At 71.4% G+C, this 21,433-nt stretch carries 16 protein-coding genes and 3 tRNA genes; 10 read left to right on the top strand and 9 right to left on the bottom strand.

Features of this window, described 5'->3' with window-relative positions; all coding sequences use genetic code 11:
- Positions 1–10: 10 nt before the first annotated feature.
- On the bottom strand, positions 11–742 hold the full coding sequence (locus AB0C82_RS16215; RefSeq protein ID WP_362841598.1) for a hypothetical protein: 732 nt from the start codon (positions 740–742) through the stop codon (positions 11–13).
- Positions 743–886: 144 nt separating this feature from the next.
- Here AB0C82_RS16215 and AB0C82_RS16220 point away from each other — a divergent pair, with 144 nt between their 5' ends.
- From AB0C82_RS16220 to AB0C82_RS16230, 3 genes are all read left to right on the top strand, one after another.
- Complete coding sequence (locus AB0C82_RS16220; RefSeq protein ID WP_362841601.1) at positions 887–1,453, top strand: hypothetical protein; 567 nt, start codon at positions 887–889, stop codon at positions 1,451–1,453.
- A 131-nt stretch (positions 1,454–1,584) separates the two neighbouring features.
- Positions 1,585–2,622 carry a rod shape-determining protein gene (locus AB0C82_RS16225; protein ID WP_362841603.1) on the top strand — a complete coding sequence of 346 codons (1,038 nt, stop codon included), beginning with the start codon at positions 1,585–1,587 and terminating at the stop codon, positions 2,620–2,622.
- 27 nt (positions 2,623–2,649) lie between these two features.
- Positions 2,650–4,314 (top strand): GAF domain-containing protein, encoded by a 1,665-nt coding sequence (locus tag AB0C82_RS16230; protein WP_362841606.1) that lies wholly within the window; start codon positions 2,650–2,652, stop codon positions 4,312–4,314.
- On the opposite strand, the gene AB0C82_RS16235 is transcribed toward AB0C82_RS16230, so the two are convergent.
- Complete coding sequence (locus AB0C82_RS16235; protein ID WP_362841608.1) at positions 4,292–4,723, bottom strand: Lrp/AsnC family transcriptional regulator; 432 nt, start codon at positions 4,721–4,723, stop codon at positions 4,292–4,294. The two genes, AB0C82_RS16230 and AB0C82_RS16235, sit on opposite strands and share 23 nt — an antisense overlap.
- 212 nt (positions 4,724–4,935) lie before the next feature.
- Here AB0C82_RS16235 and AB0C82_RS16240 point away from each other — a divergent pair, with 212 nt between their 5' ends.
- The 3 genes from AB0C82_RS16240 to AB0C82_RS16250 all read left to right on the top strand — a co-directional run bounded on the left by AB0C82_RS16240 (position 4,936) and on the right by AB0C82_RS16250 (position 8,496).
- Positions 4,936–6,075 carry an MFS transporter gene (locus AB0C82_RS16240; RefSeq protein ID WP_362842089.1) on the top strand — a complete coding sequence of 380 codons (1,140 nt, stop codon included), beginning with the start codon at positions 4,936–4,938 and terminating at the stop codon, positions 6,073–6,075.
- Positions 6,076–6,144: 69 nt separating this feature from the next.
- Entirely contained in the window at positions 6,145–7,617 is a 1,473-nt protein-coding gene (locus tag AB0C82_RS16245) for an acyl-CoA synthetase (protein ID WP_362841611.1), read from the top strand.
- Between the two features lie 78 nt (positions 7,618–7,695).
- Positions 7,696–8,496, top strand: a complete 801-nt coding sequence (locus AB0C82_RS16250) for a VOC family protein (RefSeq protein WP_362841614.1) — start codon at positions 7,696–7,698, stop codon at positions 8,494–8,496.
- A 397-nt stretch (positions 8,497–8,893) separates the two neighbouring features.
- Here AB0C82_RS16250 and AB0C82_RS16255 read toward each other — a convergent pair.
- From AB0C82_RS16255 to AB0C82_RS16265, 3 genes are all read right to left on the bottom strand, one after another.
- Positions 8,894–8,967 (bottom strand) — tRNA-Ile (locus AB0C82_RS16255).
- 232 nt (positions 8,968–9,199) lie between these two features.
- Positions 9,200–9,272: transfer RNA gene (locus tag AB0C82_RS16260), tRNA-Asn, on the bottom strand.
- Between the two features lie 5 nt (positions 9,273–9,277).
- Positions 9,278–9,350 (bottom strand) — tRNA-Asn (locus tag AB0C82_RS16265).
- A 184-nt stretch (positions 9,351–9,534) separates the two neighbouring features.
- Between AB0C82_RS16265 and AB0C82_RS16270 the strand changes: the two genes are divergently transcribed.
- The 4 genes from AB0C82_RS16270 to AB0C82_RS16285 all read left to right on the top strand — a co-directional run bounded on the left by AB0C82_RS16270 (position 9,535) and on the right by AB0C82_RS16285 (position 15,169).
- On the top strand, positions 9,535–9,849 hold the full coding sequence (locus tag AB0C82_RS16270) for a YtxH domain-containing protein (protein ID WP_362841617.1): 315 nt from the start codon (positions 9,535–9,537) through the stop codon (positions 9,847–9,849).
- Between the two features lie 80 nt (positions 9,850–9,929).
- Positions 9,930–11,375: an FGGY family carbohydrate kinase gene (locus AB0C82_RS16275; protein WP_362841619.1), complete on the top strand. Its 1,446-nt coding sequence runs from the start codon at positions 9,930–9,932 to the stop codon at positions 11,373–11,375.
- 126 nt (positions 11,376–11,501) lie between these two features.
- Positions 11,502–13,235 carry an ABC transporter ATP-binding protein gene (locus tag AB0C82_RS16280; protein ID WP_362841622.1) on the top strand — a complete coding sequence of 578 codons (1,734 nt, stop codon included), beginning with the start codon at positions 11,502–11,504 and terminating at the stop codon, positions 13,233–13,235.
- Complete coding sequence (locus AB0C82_RS16285) at positions 13,235–15,169, top strand: ABC transporter ATP-binding protein (protein ID WP_362841625.1); 1,935 nt, start codon at positions 13,235–13,237, stop codon at positions 15,167–15,169. The genes AB0C82_RS16280 and AB0C82_RS16285 overlap by 1 nt, the downstream gene beginning before the upstream one ends.
- 88 nt (positions 15,170–15,257) lie before the next feature.
- On the opposite strand, the gene AB0C82_RS16290 is transcribed toward AB0C82_RS16285, so the two are convergent.
- The 4 genes from AB0C82_RS16290 to AB0C82_RS16305 form a co-directional block, all read right to left on the bottom strand.
- Entirely contained in the window at positions 15,258–16,349 is a 1,092-nt protein-coding gene (locus AB0C82_RS16290; RefSeq protein WP_362842091.1) for an RNA polymerase sigma factor, read from the bottom strand.
- Positions 16,350–16,570: 221 nt separating this feature from the next.
- Complete coding sequence (dnaG, locus tag AB0C82_RS16295; RefSeq protein WP_362841628.1) at positions 16,571–18,481, bottom strand: DNA primase; 1,911 nt, start codon at positions 18,479–18,481, stop codon at positions 16,571–16,573.
- Positions 18,482–18,591: 110 nt separating this feature from the next.
- On the bottom strand, positions 18,592–19,851 hold the full coding sequence (locus AB0C82_RS16300) for an FAD-dependent oxidoreductase (protein ID WP_362841631.1): 1,260 nt from the start codon (positions 19,849–19,851) through the stop codon (positions 18,592–18,594).
- A 244-nt stretch (positions 19,852–20,095) separates the two neighbouring features.
- A complete protein-coding gene (locus AB0C82_RS16305) occupies positions 20,096–21,406 on the bottom strand; it encodes a deoxyguanosinetriphosphate triphosphohydrolase (protein ID WP_362841634.1) in 1,311 nt (436 codons plus the stop codon).
- Positions 21,407–21,433: the final 27 nt, after the last annotated feature.

Raw genomic sequence — 21,433 nt, forward strand, 5'->3', positions numbered from 1 at the left:
CGTCGGCCCGTCAGGTGCACCACCACAGGAACCAGTCGCACGTCTCGGTCGGCTCCGGGGTCGGGGCGGGGGCCGTGGGTTCCTGCGGGGCGGGGGCGGTCGTCGGGACGTCGGCGGGTCCCGACGGGCCGGTCGACGCACTGGTGTCGTCGGGGACGGCCGGTACGCCCGTGGTGCCGGAGGGCGAGGGTGTGGCCGATGCGCGGGGCTCCTCCGTGGGCGCCGTCTCCGTGGGCTTCGCCGAGCCGGTCCCCGTGCCCTTCGTGGTGGGGGCCGTGGGGCGCGCGGCGAGGCTCTCGACCGGCGCCGGATGGTCCGGCGTGACGCTTCGCGACGGATCCGGGACGGGCTCGGCCGTCGTGGCGGACTCGCTCACGTAGTCGGCGGCGCCGCTGTCCCCCTCCGGCGCCGTGGCCAGCCGGGTCACGCCCAGCGCCCCGACCGCGAGTACGACTCCGAGCACCGCGAGCAGCGCCGTACGGCCCCGTCGGCGGTGGCCGCGCCTGCCCCGGCTCTCGCGTTTCCTCGCGCCGCGTCCCGCGCCCCGGCCGCGTACGGGTTCGGGCGCACGGCGGCGCCGCCCCGTGGCCGCGGACGGCTCACGGGGTTCGTCCCGCGGATCCGGCTCGTGACCGGAGTACGCGGGGGCGTCATAGGGGCCGAGCGCCTCGGCGGGGGTTCCGCAACCGGCGCAGGCCAGAGCGCCGTTGAGGTGCCGTCGGCACGGTTGGCAGTAATCCATGGCGCCCGCAGAGTAGACGTGCGCGGATCGACGGAGGAAGCCGATCAGGTGAGGATCGTGTGTGGAAGCGGTCATTCCACGGCGTGGGAGTCCGATACGTGTAATACCGCTCCGATAAGCGGCACACGCGGGAGGATGGGCGGCATGACCGCTCCCGCCCCGTTCGGGCCGCTCGAATTCCAGCTCGTCCTGCTGCGCCGGATGGCGGATCATCAGCCGGAGCTCGTCGAGGAAGCCCGGCAGGAGCTCAGTGCCTCGCTCGCCGACATGCGGGAGGCCAACCGCCGCTGGCAGGCCATGGTGCGCGCGCCTCGCGGGCGGGGGACGCTGCGGCGCTACCGCTCCGTGCTCGGGGAGCCCGAGCTCTCCGTACGCCGCAGGATCGGCGATCTGGAGTGCGACGTGCTGTTCTGGCCTGTGCCCCTCTGGCCGGACCTGCGGTTCGAGGTGACGGCCGCGCCCGGCGGGGCGGTGTGGAACGAGTGGCTGGTCCGCGCGCCGGGGGCGGACGGGCCCGGACTGCGTACCGTCGAGGACCTGCGGCCCTGGTCGTGCACGGTCGACGAGGTGGCCAGGGCCTTCGCACCCGCCAGGCCGATGGAGGGCAGCGCGCCGACCCGGTGGGCGCTGGCGATCACCTGCCCCGGCAGCGGGCGGCGTCACGTCGCGGAGTTCACCTGGGGGCTGTTCCAGCGACTGCTGCCCGGCTGACCTGGCACGCCGTCAGCTGGAAACCCCCCTACGGCTCATCCCAGCGAGCGGGACGCCTCCGCCGGGGCAACGATGCAAGGAGAACCGGCTGCCGCCGGTGCCCCGTCCCAGCGTTCTCGGGAGAACCTGCCGTGACCGTCAGTCTTGAGCAGTTGCGCCGTTGCCACATCGCCGTCGATCTCGGGGCCGCGAGGACCCGTGTGTACGTCAAGGGGCTGGGGCTCGTCGTCGACGAGCCGAGTGTCGCCGCCGTGAACACCCGTACCGGTTCGCTCATCGCCGTCGGCGCGCTCGCCGAACAGATGACGGGCCGGACACCCGCGTACATCCGGGTGGTCCGCCCGGTCTCCGGCGGGACCGTCGTCGACATCGAGATGGCCCAGCGGATGCTGCGCCATCTGCTCGGGGACAAGCTCCGCCGCCAGTTGCGCCGCAAGCCCCGGCTGCGCGCGGCCGCCTGCACACCGCACGACAGCGATCCGCTCGCCCAGCGCGCCGCCATCGAGACCCTCGTCGGGCTCGGCGCCCGGCGGGTCGAACTGGTCGACACCCTGATCGCGGCGGCGGTCGGCTGCGGACTGCCCGTGGAGCAGCCGACCGCCACCATGATCATGGTGTGCGGGGCCGCGACCACCCAGATCGCGGTGCTCTCGCTCGGGTCCATCGTGACCGCCGTACGTATTCCGGTCGGCGGCAACGCCATCGACCACGCGATCATCCAGCACCTGCGCCAGCAGCACGAGCTGGTGCTGCCGAGCCAGTCCGTGCGCCCTCTGCAGCTGGCACTCAGCAGCAACGGACTGACGCCCACGGGCCCCGCCCTGACCGAGATCCACGGCCGCGACGTGGCCACCGGTCTGGCCCGTTCGGTGCAGGTCGACACCGCCGCCGTGCGGCAGGCCATCCACACCCCGCTCACCGCGGTGCTGGACGGGCTCGGCAAGGTACTCCGGGACTGCCCGCCCGATCTGGTGGCCGACCTCGCGGACCGCGGCATCATGATGGTCGGCGGCAGCGCGCTGCTGCCGGGCCTCGACCAGATGCTGCGCGACGCGACGGGTATGCCCGTGCACATCGCCGAGCGCCCCGACGTGTGCTCCGTGCTCGGTCTCGGTGCCATGCTGGACGGCAAGATCCAGCCGATGGTCCTCAACCCGCTCGCCGGCTGACAGCCGGCAGCCCCCGAGGGGGAGCACATGCCCCGGCAACGCACGGCACGGAACGTGGCTCAGAACATGGCACAGGACCCGGAGCGGGACACGGAGCCGGCCGCGAGGCGGAACTCCGGGCGGGGCGACGAGCCGGAGCGGGTGCGGCGCCGCGCCGCACCGCGGCTGCCCGCCCTGCTGGAGGCGCTGCTCGGCGTCGGGTCCGACCTCGACCAGCGCGCCACGCTCCAGCAGATCGTCGACGCCGCCGCCGCCCTGACCGACGCGCGCTACGGGGCCCTCGGGGTCCTCGACCCGGTGCGCGACCGCATCACGAAGCTGTACACGACCGGCCTCACCGACGAGGAACGCCGGCGCATCGGCCGGCTGCCCGACGGCCACCACGGCGTCCTCGGCCTCCTCGTCGACGACCCGCAGCCGCTGCGCTGCGACGACGTGAGCGCCGATCCGCGCGCCTGCGGCGTGCCGCCGGGACACTCCGAGATGCGCTCCTTCCTCGGGGTCCCGATCCGGGTGCACGACGAGGTGTTCGGCAACCTCTACCTCGCGGACAAGCGCTCCGGGTGCTTCGACGACACGGACACCGGGCTGCTGCGGGTCCTCGCCGCCCAGGCGGGCATCGCCCTCGGCAACACCCGCCTCTACGAGACGGCGCGCCAGCGGGAACGCTGGATCGAGGGCGCCGCCGCCGTGACCACGGCGCTGCTGAGCCGCGCCGACCCCGCCGACGCGCTCAGGACCGTCGCCGAGCAGGCCAGGGTGCTGGCCGGGGCCTCGGCGGGAGTGATCCTCCAGCCGACCCCCGAGGGGGGCATGGAGATCGTCACGGCGTCCACCCCCGACGACCCTGCCGGCATCGTCGGCACGGTCATCGAGCCGGGCTCCCCGGTCCTCGTCAAGCTCCTGGGCGGCGAACCCGTCTTCATCGACGACTCGGCGTCCGATCCCCGGATGACGACGCCGGTACGGTCCCGGTTCGGCCCGAGCATGATGCTGCCGCTGCAGAGCGGCGGCCGGCTCATCGGCACCCTCGCCCTGCCCCGGGGGCGCGAGGAGCCCCCGTACTCACCCGAGGAGCGGACGCTCGCCACCCAGTTCGCCTCGCACGCCGCCCTGGCTCTGGTCCTGGCGGACGCCCAGCACAACAGGGAGCAGCTCGCGGTCTACGAGGACCGTGACCGGATCGCCCGTGACCTGCACGATCTGGTCGTCCAGCGGCTGTTCGCCACCGAGATGATGCTGGAGTCGACCCGCCGCCGCAGCGCCGCGCCGGAGACCGATGAACTGCTCGTCAGGGCGGTCGACGAGCTGGACTCCACCATCCAGGAGGTCCGCACCACGATCTTCGCCCTGCAGCAGCCGCCCGCCGAGGTACCCGCCACGTTCCGGGGCCGGGTCCTGCGCGAGACGGGGGGCGCGGCGGCCGTACTAGGTCTCCAGCCGTCGGTGCACTTCACGGGAGCGGTCGACACACTCGTCGGGGAGCCCGCCGCGACGGATCTCCTCGCCGCGCTGCGCGGCGCCCTGGCCGCCGCGCACCGTCGGGCCGGGGTCCGCGCCATCGAGGTCGAGGTGGACGCGACGGTGCGTACGCCCACGGGCGGGGCGGCGGTACGTCTGGTGGTCGCCGACGACGGGCGCGAGGATGACGGGGCGCGGACGCCGACCTTCACCTGGCAGGCGCCGCTCTGAGGGCGATCCGGGTGTTGGAGTGGGCGACCCCCGCCTCCCGTTTCAGCCGGCGCAGCAGCGTGTCCAGGGCTCCCGGGTCCGCCACCGTCGCGCGGACGAGGTAGTCGTGTCCACCAGTCACATGCACCACCTCCGTGATTCCGGGCAGCATCAGCACCGAGCGTTCGAACTCCTCGTTGGTCGTGTCGAGGCGCAGGGACACATCGATGAAGACGACCAGGCCGGAACGGGTGTCGGCGGCCGGGTCGATGATCACGGTGAAGCCGCGGATCACCCCGTCACGGCGCATCCGGCGTACCCGGTCGCCCGCGGCGTTGGCACTCAGTCCCACGCGTACGCCCAGGTCTCGGTACGAGATCCGCGCATCCTCCTGGAGGACGGAGAGGATTTCTCTGTCGAGCCTGTCCATACTGCGATTGTCTCAGCACTGGCCGGATAACGACGGCGAAAGCGCGGACAAGCGGCCTCTGACCACCGCCCGCGGGGCTCCCTACCCCGCATGGAGCAGTCCGACGGGCTCGTGCAGAGCTCGCGCCCTTGACTTGGGCTGTGCATACCGCCGTGAATCAGCCACCCGCCCCCGCGGCGGAGGAGTCCACCGTCCCCTACCGCAACCTGGCCATGGCCACGGTCGGTTTCACGCTCACCTTCTGGGCCTGGAACCTCATCGCCCCGATGTCCGCGGACTACAAGGACAGGCTGGGGCTCAGCTCGTTCGAGCAGTCCCTCCTCGTCGCCGTGCCGGTGCTCGTCGGTTCACTCGGCCGGATCCCGGTGGGCGCGCTCACCGACAAGTACGGCGCGCGGAAGATGTTCCCGCTGATCTCGGCGCTGACGGTCGTCCCCGTACTGCTGCTGATTCCGGCCAGGGACTCCTACGGCGCGATGCTCGCGGTCGGCTTCCTGCTGGGACTGGGCGGCACCACGTTCGCCATCGGCGTCCCGCTGGTGAACTCGTGGTTCCAGCCCGCCAAGCGGGGCTTCGCCCTGGGGATCTTCGGCATGGGCATGGGCGGGGTGGCGCTGTCGGGCTACTTCACGCCCAGGATCGCGAAGCACGGTGACGATCTGCCGTTCCTCGTGGTCGGCGGGGCGCTCGTCGTCTACGCGTTCCTCGCCGCCGTACTGATCACCGACCGCCCGGACCGGAAGATCCCGACCGACACCCTGGCCCAAAGGCTGGGCGAGGCCGGGAAACTGCGGGTGACCTGGGAGCTGTCCGCGCTGTACGCGATCGGCTTCGGCGGCATCGTCGCCTTCGGCGTCTACCTGCCCACGTACCTGAAGACCTGGTACGACCTCTCACCGACCGACGCGGGCACGCGTGCCGCCGGGTTCGCCGTGGTCACGGTCCTCTTCCGGCCGATCGGCGGCTGGCTGTCGGACCGCGTCCACCCGGCGATGGTCACGTCTGCCGCCCTGCTGGTGGCCGCGCTGATGGCGATCGTGCAGGCCTTCGACCCGCCTCTGGTGCCCGGCGGCACCATCGCACTGCTCTGCATGGCGGCCGGTCTCGGTACCGCCAGCGGCAGTGTCTTCGCCCTGGTCTCGCAGGTGACGCCGCAGCCCAAGGTGGGCAGCGTGACGGGCATCGTCGGCGCGATGGGCGGCCTCGGGGGCTTCGTGCCGCCGCTGGTGATGGGCGCGATCTACAGCGCCAAGGACTCGTACTCGATCGGCTTCATGCTGCTGTCCGATCTGGCGCTGGCCGGGTGCGTGTACGCGTACGGCCGGATGCGGACGATCCAGCGCGACAGCTGAACCACCGGCACCGCACCCGCACCCGGCGAGCCCGGCGCCTTCCCGGCGGGAGGCTCTAGGCTTCGCCGGGTGACGCCTCTTCTGCCTGCACTCCAGGATCTGTCAGGACCGTCCGGCCCCGTCGCCGCGGCCTCCCGGGAAGCCGTCCGGTTCGGCGGACTCTCCCTGACGTACGCACAGTTGGCAGCGTCTTCGGACGCTCTCGCGGCCCGTATCGCGGGCGCCGGGCGGGTCGCCGTCTGGGCCACGCCCACCGCGGAGACCGTCGTCGCGGTGGTGGCGGCGCTGCGCGCCGGAGTGCCTGCCGTCCCGGTCAACCCGATGACGGGCGAACGCGAGCTGGCGCACATCGTCGCCGACAGCGGCCCGGCCATCGTGCTCGCCGGGGCGGGCGACGTTCTCCCGGCGGCGCTGGCCGGGCTCGAACGCCTGGACGTCGACACGGCGGCGGACTCCCCTGCCGCCGGGTTCACCGAGCCCTCCCCCGAAGCCCCGGCGCTGATCGTCTACACCTCCGGCACCACGGGACCGCCGAAGGGCGCGATCCTTCCCCGCCGTGCCATCGCCGCCTCGCTGGACGCGCTGGAGGACGCCTGGCAGTGGACCGGCGACGACGTCCTCGTCCACGCCCTGCCGCTGTTCCACGTGCACGGTCTGATCCTGGGCGTGCTCGGACCGCTGCGCCGGGGCGGGGCGGTCCGCCACCTGGGCAGGTTCTCCGTCGACGGCGTGGCGGCGGAGCTGCTGTCCGGCGGCACGATGCTCTTCGGCGTACCGACGATGTACCACCGGCTGGCCGAGGCACTCGCCGGCCCTGCGGGCTTCCCCGGACTCACGAAGGCGCTCGCCGGCGCCCGGCTGCTGGTCTCCGGCTCGGCCGCGCTGCCGGTCCACGACCACGAGCGGATCGCCGCGGCGACCGGGCGCCGGGTCATCGAGCGGTACGGGATGACGGAGACCCTGATGAACACGGGTGTACGCGCCGACGGCGAGGCCCGCCCCGGGACGGTCGGGCCGCCCCTGCGCGGCGTCGCCCTCCGCCTGGTGGAGGAGGACGGCTCGGTGCTCGACGAGCCGTCCGTCATCGGTGAGATCCAGGTGCGCGGTCCGAACCTGTTCACCGGCTATCTGAACCGGCCCGACGCGACGGCCGCCGCCCTCACCGAGGACGGCTGGTTCCGTACGGGCGACATGGCGACGCTCGACGCCGACGGATATGTGCGGATCGTCGGCCGCAAGGCCACCGATCTCATCAAGAGCGGTGGGTACAAGATCGGCGCGGGTGAGATCGAGAACGCGCTGCTGGACCACCCGGGGGTCCTGGAGGCCGCCGTGACCGGGGAGCCCGATCCGGACCTCGGAGAGCGGATCGTCGCCTGGGTGGTACCCGCCGGGCCCGGCTCGCTCCCCTCGGCGCAGGAGCTGGCGGACCACGTCGCGGGCCTGCTGGCCCCGCACAAGCGCCCGCGCGCGGTCCACTTCCTGGACGCGCTGCCCCGTAACGACCTGGGAAAGATCATGAAGCGCTCGCTGAGTCGCTGACGCTCCGGCGCGCATGGTGACGAATGGTTGGTTAGCGTGAAAAACCGGACTGTCATCGAGCGAAGAGAGAGCAGCGCCATGGCCGAAACACCTGAGGGCTCGCCGATCTGGGCGGACGCCACGTTCCCCGACATGGAAGCGGCGAAGCGCTTCTACGGGGATGTGCTGGGCTGGTCCTTCGGCGAGTCGTCGCCGGAGTTCGGTAACTACACCCAGGCGTACGCGGACGGAAAGGCGGTGGCCGCCGTGGCCCCGCCGATGCCCGGCCAGGAAGCGGCCCCCGCAGCCTGGTGTCTGTACCTCGCGTCCTCCGACGCCTCCGCCACCGCGGACAAGGTCCGCGACAGCGGCGGACGGGTCCTGATGGAGCCGATGCAGGTCGGCGACTTCGGCACGATGGTGCTGGCCGCCGACCCGGGCGGGGCGGTGTTCGGGATCTGGCAGCCGGACACGCACAAGGGGTTCGAGGCACAGGCCGTGCCCGGCGCGTTCTGCTGGGCGGAGGTCTTCACCCGGGCGCCGGAGAAGTCGGACGCCTTCTTCCCCCGTCTCTTCCCGTACAAGGTGAGGGAGATGGAGGACGACGCGATCGACTTCGCCGTCTACAACCTGGGCGAGGACACCGTGCTCGGGCGCATGAAGATGACGGACGACTTCCCGCCCGAGGTGCCCTCGTACGTCAACGTGTACTTCACCGTCTCCGACTGCGACGCGGCGGTGGCGAAGGCGACGGAGCGTGGCGCGGTGCTGCGGTTCGGACCGATGAGCAGCCCGTTCGGACGGTTCGCCGCCCTCTCCGACCCGCAGGGAGCGGCGTTCTCGGTCATCGACGTCGACACCACCGAAGGCGAGATGCCCTCGCTGCACGACGCGGGCTGAACCTCGGCAGTACGCATCGCGCGGGACCCCGGCCGTTTCCCCGGCCGCGGGTCCCGTACGTCGTGTGCGGCACCGTGCCACCGCAACACCGTCAGGGACGCCCCAGGCCACACACGCGAGGTCCGCGCCGCCCACTCCCGTCCCGGGCCCCGGGAGCACCCGCCGGCCCCGGAGCGGCACGGCGAGCGCCGTCGGACCCTCCCCGTGGCGGAGAGGTGGCGACCCCCGGCGCGAGGACACCGAACATCTGATCGCCCCTCACCCACGCGCCCTGCCGGGCGTGTGCGGGAACGGCACGGAAACGACCGAGCCCCCGGTGCGTCGCGCTCGCTGCGCGCGCCCTCGGGGGCATGGTGGTTCTCTCAGCTCGAAACGATTCTGCTGGGAACCTCAGGAGTGGGGCGGGTGGGACTCGAACCCACGGCCGACGGATTATGAGTCCGCTGCTCTAACCGGCTGAGCTACCGCCCCGTTTCGGCGTGGCGCGTACACGTGTGCGCGCCGTCTGCCGCAGCATAGCCGGTCATACGATCTCTCGCTTCGGATGCCCCGCTTCGCATGACCATGAAGACCGCGCTGCCGCCTGCCCGGTTCCGGCCGCGGCCGGGTCCCCTCGAAAGAGTCACCGCCGGAGTCCGCCGCGGTGGTGTGAAGGACGGGCCGGGCACACGAAAAAGGACCCCGAAGGGTCCTCTTCCATTTGCTCCTCCGACTGGACTCGAACCAGTAACCTGCCGGTTAACAGCCGGCTGCTCTGCCAATTGAGCTACAGAGGATCGCGCTCCCCCGACTGGACTCGAACCAGTAACCTGCCGGTTAACAGCCGGCTGCTCTGCCAATTGAGCTACAGGGGATTGAGGCGTTGCTGCGAAATCGTACCTGCCTGGCGGCTGCCGGGCGGCGCGCGTTCGCTGCGACACATACATTAGCGCAAGCAGGGGGGTGCTCCGCCAATCGGTTCCACCCGGGGTGATCTCGGGTGCCCCCGGGTAGGCGGGCAAGGCACACGTCGCACGGAGCGAAGGAAGGGTGGCACCCATGCGGTACCGGCTCACATTCATCGCCGGACTGGCCCTCGGTTACGTGCTCGGCACGCGAGCCGGGCGCGAGCGGTACGAGCAACTGAAGAAGTCCGCGCAGCATCTGGCCCAGAATCCCGCCGTCCGGAACGCCGCGGAGTCAGCGGCCCACGGCGGCCGGGAGTTCGCCGGCAAGGCGTACCACTCGGTGAGCGAGAAGGTCGGCGACACCGTCGGCGACCGGGTGCCCGCGTCGGTGGCCGACCGGGTGCGCTCGCTGCGTGACCGCAGTGCGCACAACGGCGCCGACGACTGGGGTACGACCAATACCTAGCCCGCCCGGCCCGCGGCCCGCGCCGGGCGTCCGAGGACGTCCGGTGCGGGAAAGCTCCGCCGGTGCGGCAGAATCTGTGTATGGGCATAGTCGCCGGCTTGGACAGTTCTTCCGCCTTCACTCACATCGTCGTCTGTGACACCGACACGGGCGCCGTGCTGCGGCAGGGGTACGCCGCACACCCCGTCGAGGCGAAGGCCACCGAGGTCGATCCGCAGGTATGGCTGCTCTCGCTCGGCGAGGCGGCCTCCGGCGGGCTGCTCGAAGGCGTGCAGGCCATCGGCGTCTCCGCCCAGCAGCACGGCCTCCTCCCCCTGGACCGCCAGGGCAATCTCGTGCGCCCCGCGCTGCTCGGCAACGACCGGCGGGCACAGGTCGCCGCGGCCGACCTGATCGACGGACTCGGTGGCCGGCAGGCCTGGGCCGAGGCGGTCGGCGCCGTACCCCAGGCCCCGCAGCCGGTCTCGAAGCTGCGCTGGCTGGCACGGAACGAACCGGAGAACGCCCAGCGCGTCGCCGCCCTCATGCAGCCGCACGACTGGCTGGTGTGGCAGCTGCTGGGCCGCCCGGCCCGGCGTACGACCGACCGCGGCGCCGCCTCCGGTACCGGGTACTGGTCGGCGGGCTCCGCCTCCTACCGCCCCGATCTCGTCGAGCTCGCACTCGGCCACCAGGCGACGCTGCCCGAGGTGCTCGGCCCCTCGGAGGCCGCCGGGATGACACCCGAGGGTCTGCTGATCTCCGCGGGCACCGGCGAGACGATGGCCGCCGCCTTCGGGCTCGGGGTCGCCGTCGGCGACGCCGTGGTGTCGCTGGGCGCCTCCGGTTCCGTGATGGCCGTGCACCACGAGGCCCTGGCCGATCCGACCGGGATGATCACCTCGTTCGCCGACGCCACCGGGATGCACCTGCCGGTCGTCCACACCTCCAACGCCGTGCGCGCGCTGCGCGGCACCGCCGAGATGCTGGGGGTCGAGGGGCTCGACGAGCTGTCCGAGCTGGCGCTGAAGTCGACGCCGGGCGCCTCCGGGCTCGTACTCCTGCCGTATCTGGAGGGTGAGCGCACCCCTCAGCTGCCGCACACCGCGGGCACCCTGTGCGGGCTGCGCCGCGAGTCGATGAAGCCGGAGCACCTGGCCCGGGCTGCGTTCGAGGGGATGCTGTGCTCGCTGGCCGACGCGCTGGACGTGCTGCGCCGCCGCGGGGTCGAGGTGCGGCGGGTGTTCCTGCTGGGTGCCGCGGCCGAGCTGCCCGCGGTGCAGGCGCTGGCGCCCTCGGTGTTCGGTACCCAGGTCGTCGTGCCGCAGCCCGCCGAGTACGCGGCACTGGGCGCGGCCCGGCAGGCCGCGTGGGCACTCGGGGTCTCGCAGGGGACGCTCGACCCGCGTACTCCCCCGGCCTGGCGCGGGGCCTCGGCCCAGGTGCTGGAGCCGGGCGAGGAACTGTCCGCCGGGCGGGCCGTGCGCCAGCAGTACGAGGTCACCCGTGACCAGATCCACCCCGGTGCCTTCGGCGGTTCCGCCTGAAAGGGAACCAGCCCTGGGACCGCGCCGAGTATTTGACCTGGGCTTGAGGAAAAGCGTTCGCGGTCGTGGTGCGGAGTACCGGAAAATGGGTCGGCCTCTGCCCGACGCCGACTCCGAGAGACACGCGTGCTCATAAAAATTCTGCGGACCTATCTCGGTCCGTACCGGAAACCCATCGCACTGCTGGTCTTTCTCCAGCTCCTGCAGACCTGCGCCAGCCTCTATCTGCCCAGCCTCAACGCGGACATCATTGACAACGGTGTCGTGAAGGGGGACACGGGCTACATCCTGGAGTTCGGCGGTCTCATGATCGCCGTGAGCGTCGTCCAGGTGGTGTGCAACGTGGGGGCGGTCTACTACGGGGCACGGACCGCGTCCGCGCTCGGCCGCGATGTCCGGGCCTCGGTCTTCGACCGGGTGCAGTCCTTCTCCGCGCGTGAACTCGGCCGCTTCGGCGCGCCCTCGCTGATCACCCGTACGACCAATGACGTGCAGCAGGTCCAGATGCTGGTCCTGATGGCGTTCACCCTGATGGTCTCTGCGCCGATCATGTGTGTCGGCGGCATCATCATGGCGCTCGGGCAGGACGTGCCGCTCTCCGCCGTGCTGCTGGCCGTGGTGCCGGTCCTCGGCATCTCGGTGAGCCTCATCGTGAAGAAGATGCGCCCGCTGTTCCGCACGATGCAGGAGCGGCTCGACACGGTGAACCGGGTGCTGCGCGAGCAGATCACCGGCAACCGCGTCATCCGGGCCTTCGTCCGGGACGCGTACGAGGAGGAGCGTTTCCGCGGCGCCAACACCGACCTGACGGACGTGTCCCTGTCCACGGGCCGGCTGATGGCGCTGATGTTCCCGACCGTGATGACCGTGGTGAACGTGTCCTCCATCGCCGTCGTCTGGTTCGGTGCGCACCGCATCGACAGCGGCGGGATGCAGATCGGTGCGCTGACCGCGTTCCTCGCGTACCTGATGCAGATCGTGATGGCGGTGATGATGGCCACCTTCATGTTCATGATGGTGCCGCGCGCCGAGGTCTGCGCCGAGCGCATCCAGGAGGTCCTCGAGACCGATTCGAGCGTGGTCCCGCCGCTCGCCCCGGTCACCGAACTGCGCAGCCACGGCCACCTGGAGGTGCGGGGAGCGGAGTTCCGCTACCCGGGCGCCGAGGAGCCGGTGCTGCGCGCGGTGGACCTGGTGGCGCGGCCCGGTGAGACGACCGCGATCATCGGGTCGACGGGCAGCGGGAAGTCGACGCTGCTGGGTCTCGTGCCGCGACTGTTCGACACGACGGGCGGCGAGGTGCTGGTCGACGGCGTCGACGTGCGGACGCTCGACCCGGTGCTGCTGGCGAAGACCGTGAGCCTGGTACCGCAGAAGCCGTACCTGTTCTCCGGGACGGTCGCGACGAACCTGCGGTACGGGAATCCGGACGCCACCGACGAGGAGCTCTGGCACGCGCTGGAGGTCGCGCAGGCCAAGGAGTTCGTGGAGGGGCTGGAGAACGGGCTGAACGCGCCGATCGCGCAGGGCGGCACCAATGTCTCCGGTGGTCAGCGGCAACGCCTGTCGATCGCCAGGACGCTCGTGCAGCGGCCGGAGATCTACCTCTTCGACGACTCGTTCTCGGCGCTGGACTACGCGACGGACGCCGCGCTGCGCGGGGCGCTCGCGCGGGAGACGGCCGGGGCGACGGTGCTGATCGTGGCGCAGCGGGTGTCCACCATCCGCGACGCCGACCGGATCCTGGTGCTGGACGAGGGCCGGGTCGTCGGGACCGGCACCCATCACGAGCTGATGGACGGCAACGAAACATACCGGGAGATCGTGCTCTCCCAGCTGACGGAAGCGGAGGCCGCGTAATGGCCGGGCCTGGCGGACGCATGATGGCGGGCGGGGCTCCGACCGAGCGGTCCATGGACTTCAAGGGGTCGGGAAAACGGCTGCTGAGGAGATTCAGCCGGGAGAAGTCCTCGCTGTACGCGATGCTCGTCGCGGTCGCCCTGAGCGTGGGACTCTCGGTGGTCGGCCCGAAGATCCTCGGGAACGCGACCGACCTCATATTCGCGGGGGTCGTCGGCCGCGAGATGCCTGCGGGGACCACGAAGGCGCAGGCCATCGAGGACCTGCGGGAGAAGGGCAGCGGCGGTCTCGCCGACATGCTCTCCACCGTGGACTTCACCCCGGGCCAGGGCATCGACTTCGGCGCGGTGGGCGACGTCCTGCTGGTGGCGCTGGTCGTCTATCTGGGTGCCGGGCTGCTGATGCTGGTGTCGACGCGGCTGTCGATCCGGGTGATCAACCGGATCGTGTTCCAGCTCCGCGAGGACCTCCAGACGAAGCTGGCGCGGCTGCCGTTGTCGTACTTCGACCGGCAGAAGCGCGGCGAGGTGCTGAGCCGCGCGACGAACGACATCGACAACATCTCGCAGACGATGCAGCAGACGATGGGGCAGCTCATCAACTCCCTGCTGACCATCATCGGCGTACTGATCATGATGTTCTGGATCTCTCCGCTGCTGGCACTGGTCGCCCTGGTGACGATCCCGGTGTCGGTGTTCGTCGCCGCCCGGGTCGGCAAGCGTTCGCAGCCGCAGTTCGTGCAGCAGTGGAAGGTGACGGGCCGTCTCAACGCACACATCGAGGAGATGTACACCGGTCACACCCTGGTGAAGGTCTTCGGCCGTCAGGAGGAGTCCGCGCGGGACTTCGCCGAGCAGAACGACGCGCTGTACGAGGCGGGCTTCAGGGCGCAGTTCAACAGCGGGATCATGCAGCCGCTGATGATGTTCGTGTCGAACCTGAACTACGTACTGGTCGCGGTCGTCGGTGGGCTCAGGGTCGCGTCGGGCGCGCTGTCCATCGGTGACGTGCAGGCGTTCATCCAGTACTCGCGGCAGTTCTCGATGCCGCTGACCCAGGTCGCCTCGATGGCGAACCTGGTGCAGTCGGGTGTCGCGTCGGCCGAGCGGATCTTCGAGCTGCTGGACGCCGACGAGCAGGACCCGGACCCGGACCCCGAGGTGCGCGAGCGTCCCGGCAAGCCGCTGGGAAGCGTCTCGCTGGAGAAGGTGTCGTTCCGCTACGACCCCGACAAGCCGCTCATCGAGGATCTGTCGCTGAGCGTGGAGCCGGGTCACACGGTCGCGATCGTCGGCCCGACCGGAGCCGGCAAGACGACCCTGGTCAACCTCCTCATGCGGTTCTACGAGGTGACGGGCGGCCGGATCGTCCTCGACGGCACCGACGTGTCGACGATGTCCCGCGACGAACTGCGGTCCGGGATAGGCATGGTCCTCCAGGACACCTGGCTGTTCGGCGGGTCGATCGCGCAGAACATCGCGTACGGCGCTTCGCGCGAGGTCGGCCGCGCCGAGATCGAGGAGGCGGCCAGGGCGGCCCACGCCGACCGCTTCATCCGCACCCTGCCGGACGGTTACGACACGGTGATCGACGACGAGGGCTCCGGGGTCAGCGCGGGCGAGAAGCAACTGATCACCATCGCGCGGGCGTTCCTGTCCGACCCGGTGATCCTGGTGCTCGACGAGGCGACCAGCTCGGTGGACACCCGTACCGAGGTACTGATCCAGAAGGCGATGGCGCGCCTCGCGCACGGCCGGACCAGCTTCGTGATCGCGCACCGGCTCTCCACGATCCGGGACGCGGACGTGATCCTGGTGATGGAGAACGGCTCGATCGTCGAACAGGGCACGCACGACGGCCTGCTGGCCGCGAAGGGCGCCTACGCCCGGCTGTACGCGGCCCAGTTCGCGCAGGCGCTCGCCGAGGTCGACTAGGGCCTTCGGTCATGGATCATGCCGGAGCCCGCGAGCCCGCGAGCTCCGGCATGATCCGTACGACAGGCCCTGGCGACGGGCGGACCGGTCAGTCGAGATAGCCGCGAAGCTGGTCCGCGAAGGCGTGGTCCCGCAGCTTGCTGAGGGTCTTGGACTCGATCTGGCGGATGCGTTCGCGCGTCACGCCGAAGATCCGGCCTATCTCCTCCAGCGTGCGGGGCCGCCCGTCGTCGAGCCCGTACCGCAGCTGGACCACCTTGCGCTCCCGCTCGCCCAGTGTGGAGAGCACCGCCTCCAGGTGCTCGCGCAGCAGCAGGAACGCGGCGGACTCGACGGGGGACGCGGCGTCGCCGTCCTCGATGAGGTCGCCGAAGGAGACGTCGTCCTCCTCGCCGACCGGGGCGTGCAGCGAGACGGGCTCCTGGGCGAGGCGCAGTACCTCGCCGACCCGTTCCGGCGTCAGGTCGAGCTGGGCGGCGACCTCTTCGGCCGTCGGCTCGCAGCCCCGCTCCTGGAGCAGCCTGCGCTGCACCCGTACGACGCGGTTGATCAGCTCGACGACGTGCACCGGGACCCGTATGGTCCGGGCCTGGTCGGCGAGCGCGCGGGACATGGCCTGGCGTATCCACCAGGTCGCGTACGTGGAGAACTTGTAGCCCCGGGCGTAGTCGAACTTCTCGACGGCCCTGATCAGTCCGAGGTTTCCCTCCTGGACGAGATCGAGCATCGTCAGCCCCCGGCCGACGTACCGCTTGGCGACGGAGACCACGAGGCGGAGGTTGGCCTCGATGAGCCGGCGCTTCGCCATCCGCCCCATGACCACGAGCCGGTCGAGGTCGACGGCCAGTCCGGTGTCGGGGTCGGGGGTGCCGGCGAGCCGCTCCTCCGCGAAGAGCCCCGCTTCGACGCGGCGGGCGAGTTCGACCTCCTCGGCTGCGGTGAGTAGCCGGATCCTGCCGATCTCCCGCAGGTACTGGCGAAAAAGGTCGGACGAGGTGCCCCCGGTGTCCGGGCGGCTGCGCCGCTCCGGGAGTTCGGGCAGCTCCGGGCCTTCTTCCATCACTGTGCCCACCGCCTCCCCGGGTGGGGCCGCTGTGGCCTCCGGATGGCGCACAGCCCGGTTCTGCGCGGGAATCGCCGGGACACGCTCGGTCGGGCTCGTCACGGTCCGGGTCTGCACGGGGGCGACCTCCAGGTGATCGCGCTGCCGGACCGCGGCGGGTGTGGGTCCGCCCTCGGTGGACCGACCGCGCTCCGATGACTCAGGCACCGCCACCCAGTGTGGGGTACGACACATCACCGCCACGAGGGGCGTGCGGTGACTTTCTGAGTCCGGTGCGTCACCGGACGGTTACCGGGCCCGGGGTGACGGCGGTGCGCCCGGGCCGGCGGGCGGGCGCGTCAGAGCGCGTCGGCGCCGTTGCTGCGCAGCGACTGCGCGTACTGCTGGAGGACCCAGACCTCGTTCTGCGCGGCCGCGAGGTGTTCGGGGGCCACGTTGCTCCCGAGGCGGGCGAGGCTGCCCTGCACGTCGTTGATACGTCGGTCGACGGCGCGCAGGCGGACCTGGACGAGCTGCATACCCGCGTACGTCTCGTCGATGGACTTGCCGTGGAAGACCTCGACGGCCAGTTCGGTGACGAGGTTGCGCACGGTGTCGTCCGGGGCCACGTCCAGCACGTTGACCAGGTACTCGCGGGTCTCGGCCAGGCCCTGCTCGGCGCCGCCCGCCTCCGCGATGCACTGACGCACCGCAGCGTACGGCGGGGCGGTGAACTCGTCGATGCCGTACGCGTCGAAGGCGGGTGAGACCAGGGCGGGCTTCTGGAGGGCGAGCTTGAGCAGTTCGCGTTCGGTGCGGTGGGCGGGGCTGCGCAGGTTGAGCGCGGGGCCCGAGATGCCGGCCGGGGCCGCGGAGGCCTGGCCGGGGTGCTGGGGGGCGCCCCTGGGCGGGCCCTGCGCGGGGCCGCGGTCGCCCCGGTCCCGGGCCCAGCGGGCGATCTGCGCCACCCGGCGCACGACGAACTCCTGGTCCAGGATGCCGACGAAGCCCGCGAGCTGGACGGCGACCTCGCGCTGCACACTGCTCGTCTTGATCTTGGCGACGACGGGTGCGGCCTCGTCGAGCGCGGCGGCGCGGCCCGCCGGGGTCTCCAGGTCGTACCGGCCGACGATCTGGCGCAGCGCGAACTCGAAGAGCGGGGTGCGGGGTTCGACGAGCTCGCGGACGGCCTCGTCGCCCTTGGCCAGCCGCAGGTCGCACGGGTCCATGTTGTCCGGGGCGATCGCGATGTAGGTCTCGGCGGCGAACTTCTGGTCGTCCTCGAAGGCACGCAGGGCCGCCTTCTGGCCTGCCGAGTCGCCGTCGAAGGTGAAGATCACCCGGGCGCTGCCGTTGTCCATAAGGAGGCGGCGCAGGAGCTTGATGTGGTCGTTGCCGAAGGCCGTGCCGCAGGTGGCGATGGCGGTGGTGACTCCGGCGAGGTGGCAGGCCATGACGTCGGTGTAGCCCTCGACGACGACGGCGCGGCTGGCCTTGGCGATGTCCTTCTTCGCCAGGTCGATCCCGTACAGCACCTGGGACTTCTTGTAGATCGACGTTTCCGGGGTGTTCAGGTACTTCGGTCCGTTGTCGTCGTCGCGCAGCTTGCGGGCGCCGAAGCCGACGATCTCTCCGGAGGTGTCGCTGATCGGCCACATCAGCCGGCCGCGGAAGCGGTCGATGGGGCCGCGGCGGCCGTCCTGGGAGAGGCCGGAGGTGATCAGTTCCTTGTCGCTGAAGCCCTTGCCCCGCAGATGGCGGGTGAGGTGGTCCCAGCCGGCGGGGCTGTAGCCGACACCGAAGTGGGCGGCGGCCGCCTGGTCGAAGCCGCGTCCCGCGAGGAACTTCCGGCCGATCTCGGCCTCCGGGCTCTCCAGCTGCTCGACGTAGAACTGGGCGGCCGCCTTGTGCGCCTCGACCAGCCTGATGCGTTCGCCGCGCTGGTGGGAGGGGTTGTAGCCGCCCTCCTCGTAACGCAGGGTGATGCCCGCCTTCGCGGCGAGGCGCTCGACCGTCTCGGAGAAGGTGAGGTGGTCGAGCTTCATCACGAAGGCGATCGTGTCGCCGCCCTCCTGGCAGCCGAAGCAGTGGAAGAGCCCCTTGCTGGGGCTCACCTGGAAGGAGGGGGACTTCTCGTCGTGGAAGGGGCAGAGTCCCTTGAGGTTTCCGCCGCCCGCGTTGCGCAGCTGGAGGTACTCGGAAACGACGGCGTCGATCGGGACCGCGTCCCGGACCGCCTTCACGTCGTCGTCATTGATCCTGCCTGCCACGCGTGAAGTCTACGGGTGGGCCAGGACACCCGGACCGCACGACGGTGTGATCCGTGGAACGGGCGGGGCGGCCGGGAGGACGGACCGCTCCTCCCGGCCGCCCCGCACGGTCAGAGCAGCGACTCCAGGGGCACCGACGGGTCGGCGAGCGCGTCGGCGTCGATCTGGCCGCCGGCCCGGATCAGCTGCTGGATGTGCTCGGTGACGTCCCAGACGTTGACGTTCATCCCGGCCAGGACCTTGCCGTCCTTCAGCCAGAAGGCGATGAACTCGCGCTTGCCCGCGTCGCCGCGGATGACGACCTGGTCGTAGCTGCCGGGCGGGGCCCAGCCCGAGTACTCGAGGCCGAGGTCGTACTGGTCGGAGAAGAAGTACGGCACCCGGTCGTAGGAGACCTCCTGGCCCAGCATGGCGCGGGCGGCGGCCGGGCCGCTGTTCAGCGCGTTCGCCCAGTGCTCCACCCGCAGCCGGGTGCCGAGCAGCGGGTGCTGGACGGCGGCCACGTCGCCAGCGGCGAAGATGTGCGGGTCGGAGGTCCGCAGCGAGGCGTCGACGGCGATGCCGCCGCCGTGCGCCCGGTCGGCCATGGCGAGTCCGGCCGCCTCGGCGAGCGCGGAGCGCGGTGCGGCGCCGATCGCGGCGAGGACGTCGTGTGCGGGGTGCTCCTCGCCGTCGTCGGTGCGGGCCGCGAGGACGAGGCCGTCCTGGCCGGTGATCTCGGTGAGGCGGACCCCGAAGTGGAAGCGCACACCGTGCTCGCTGTGCAGATCGGTGAAGATCTGTCCCAGCTCCGGGCCGATGACCTGGTACAGCGGGGTCTGCTCGGGTTCGACGATCGTGACCTCGGCGCCGTATCCACGGGCCGCGGAGGCGACCTCCAGGCCGATCCAGCCGGCTCCGGCGATGACCAGGTGGCCGTTGTCCCGGCCGAGGGAGGCCAGGACGTTGCGCAGCCGGTCGGCGTGGGCGAGCCGGCGCAGGTGGTGGACGCCGACGAGGTCCGTGCCGGGGACGTCGAGCCTGCGGGGTTCGGCCCCGGTGGCGAGGAGCAGCTTGTCGTAGTGGATGACGGTGTTGTCACCGAGCTGCACGGAACGGGCGGCGCGGTCGACGGCCGTGACGGGCTGGCCGAGGTGGAGTTCGACGTCCGCCCCCGCGTACCAGGCCGTCTCGTGGACGAAGACGCTGTCCCGTTCCTCCTTGCCGGCCAGATAGCCCTTGGAGAGCGGGGGCCGTTCGTAGGGATGGTCACGCTCGTCGCCGATCAGGATCACCCGCCCGCTGAACCCCTCGGCACGGAGTGTTTCCGCCGCCTTCGCTCCTGCCAGTCCTCCGCCGACGATGACGAACGTGCGATGTGCGTCGACCACTTGTGCCTCCTCGGTGCTGGTGCTGTGCTCCGCCGCCACCTGCGAGCGTCCCGCACGCAGCGTGATGACGAAAGGGGGTGTGCCCCGATCAGGTCACACCCAGTGGTCACGGTTCAGTGTGCCGATCCTGGTCGGCGCCGCGCGGAGAGGGGTCCCCGACGGCGGTCATGTGCCCCCAGCACACCACTTGCGGCGCGGCCGGACGCCGTCGCCGCGCCCCTCGGACCGCGGGAGTGCCGCGGGGTCAGGAGTGGCGCAGGGTCAGCGTCGTGTGCAGGGACAGGGCCGAGGCGTCGGTGAGTGCGGCGATCTGGTCGACCAGGACCCTCTTGCGGGCCCTGTCGTCCGGCGCGCTCTCGTACTGCGCGCGGAACTGGGGCTCCAGCCCTTCCGGCGCGCGGGCGGTGAGGGCGGCGGCAAGCTCCGCGATGACGACGCGCTGTTCGGCGCGGATGACCTCCTGCTCGGCGCGCTGCATGACGTACCGGTCGGCGACGGCCTTGAGAACGGCGCATTCGTTGCGGGCCTCGCGGGGTACGACGAGCTCCGCGCCGTACCGGCTGAGGCGCCCGGGGCCGTGGTGCGCGAACGTGGCGGCTTCCGCCGCCTGGCAGAAGCGGCCGATGAGCTGGCTCGTCGCGTCCTTCAGCCGGGCCTGGGCGACGGCCGATCCGTCGTAGCCGTGCGGCCACCACTCCTGGTCGACGAGCCGGTCGAGCGCGTCGGCGAGCTCCTGCGGGTCGGTGTCCGCCGGTACGTACCTGCCGATGGCGACGGCCCAGATCTCGCACCGCTCCGGCTCGGCGAAGAGACAGTTCGGGTCGATGTGCCCGGCGTGCAGTCCGTCCTCGAAGTCGTGCACGGAGTAGGCGACGTCGTCGGCCCAGTCCATGACCTGGGCCTCGAAGCAGATCCGGTCGCGGGGGGCGTCCTGGCGGACCCACCGGAAGACCGGGAGGTCGTCCTCGTACACCCCGAACTTCGTGGAGCCCGGGTCGGTGGGGTGGCCACCGCGCGGCCAGGGGTACTTCGTGGCGGCGTCCAGGGCGGCGCGGGTCAGATTGAGCCCGACGCTGACGAGCTCCCCGCGGCTGGGATCGCGCACGAAGCGCTTGGGTTCGAGGCGGGTCAGCAGGCGCAGCGACTGGGCGTTGCCCTCGAATCCGCCGCAGTCCGACGCGAAGTCGTTGAGTGCCTGCTCCCCGTTGTGTCCGAACGGGGGGTGGCCCATGTCGTGGGAGAGGCACGCCGTCTCGACCAGGTCGGGGTCGCAGCCGAGCGCGGCCCCCAGCTCGCGGCCGACCTGGGCGCACTCCAGGGAGTGCGTGAGCCGGGTCCGGGGGCTGGCGTCCCAGGCGCGGCTCCGGGTGCCGGGGGTGACCACCTGGGTCTTCCCCGCGAGCCTGCGCAGGGCCGCCGAGTGCAGCACACGGGCGCGGTCGCGCTGGAACGCGGTGCGGCCGGGCCGTTTGTCGGGCTCGGTGTCCCAGCGCTCGGTGTCCCGGGGCCCGTATGCGGCCGGGTGCGTGTCGTGGCTGCCGTGCGTACCGTCCATGGTTCCGACAGTAATCGGCGGTGCTGA

The organism is Streptomyces sp. NPDC048560, assembly GCF_040650955.1.
Lineage (GTDB): Bacteria > Actinomycetota > Actinomycetes > Streptomycetales > Streptomycetaceae > Streptomyces.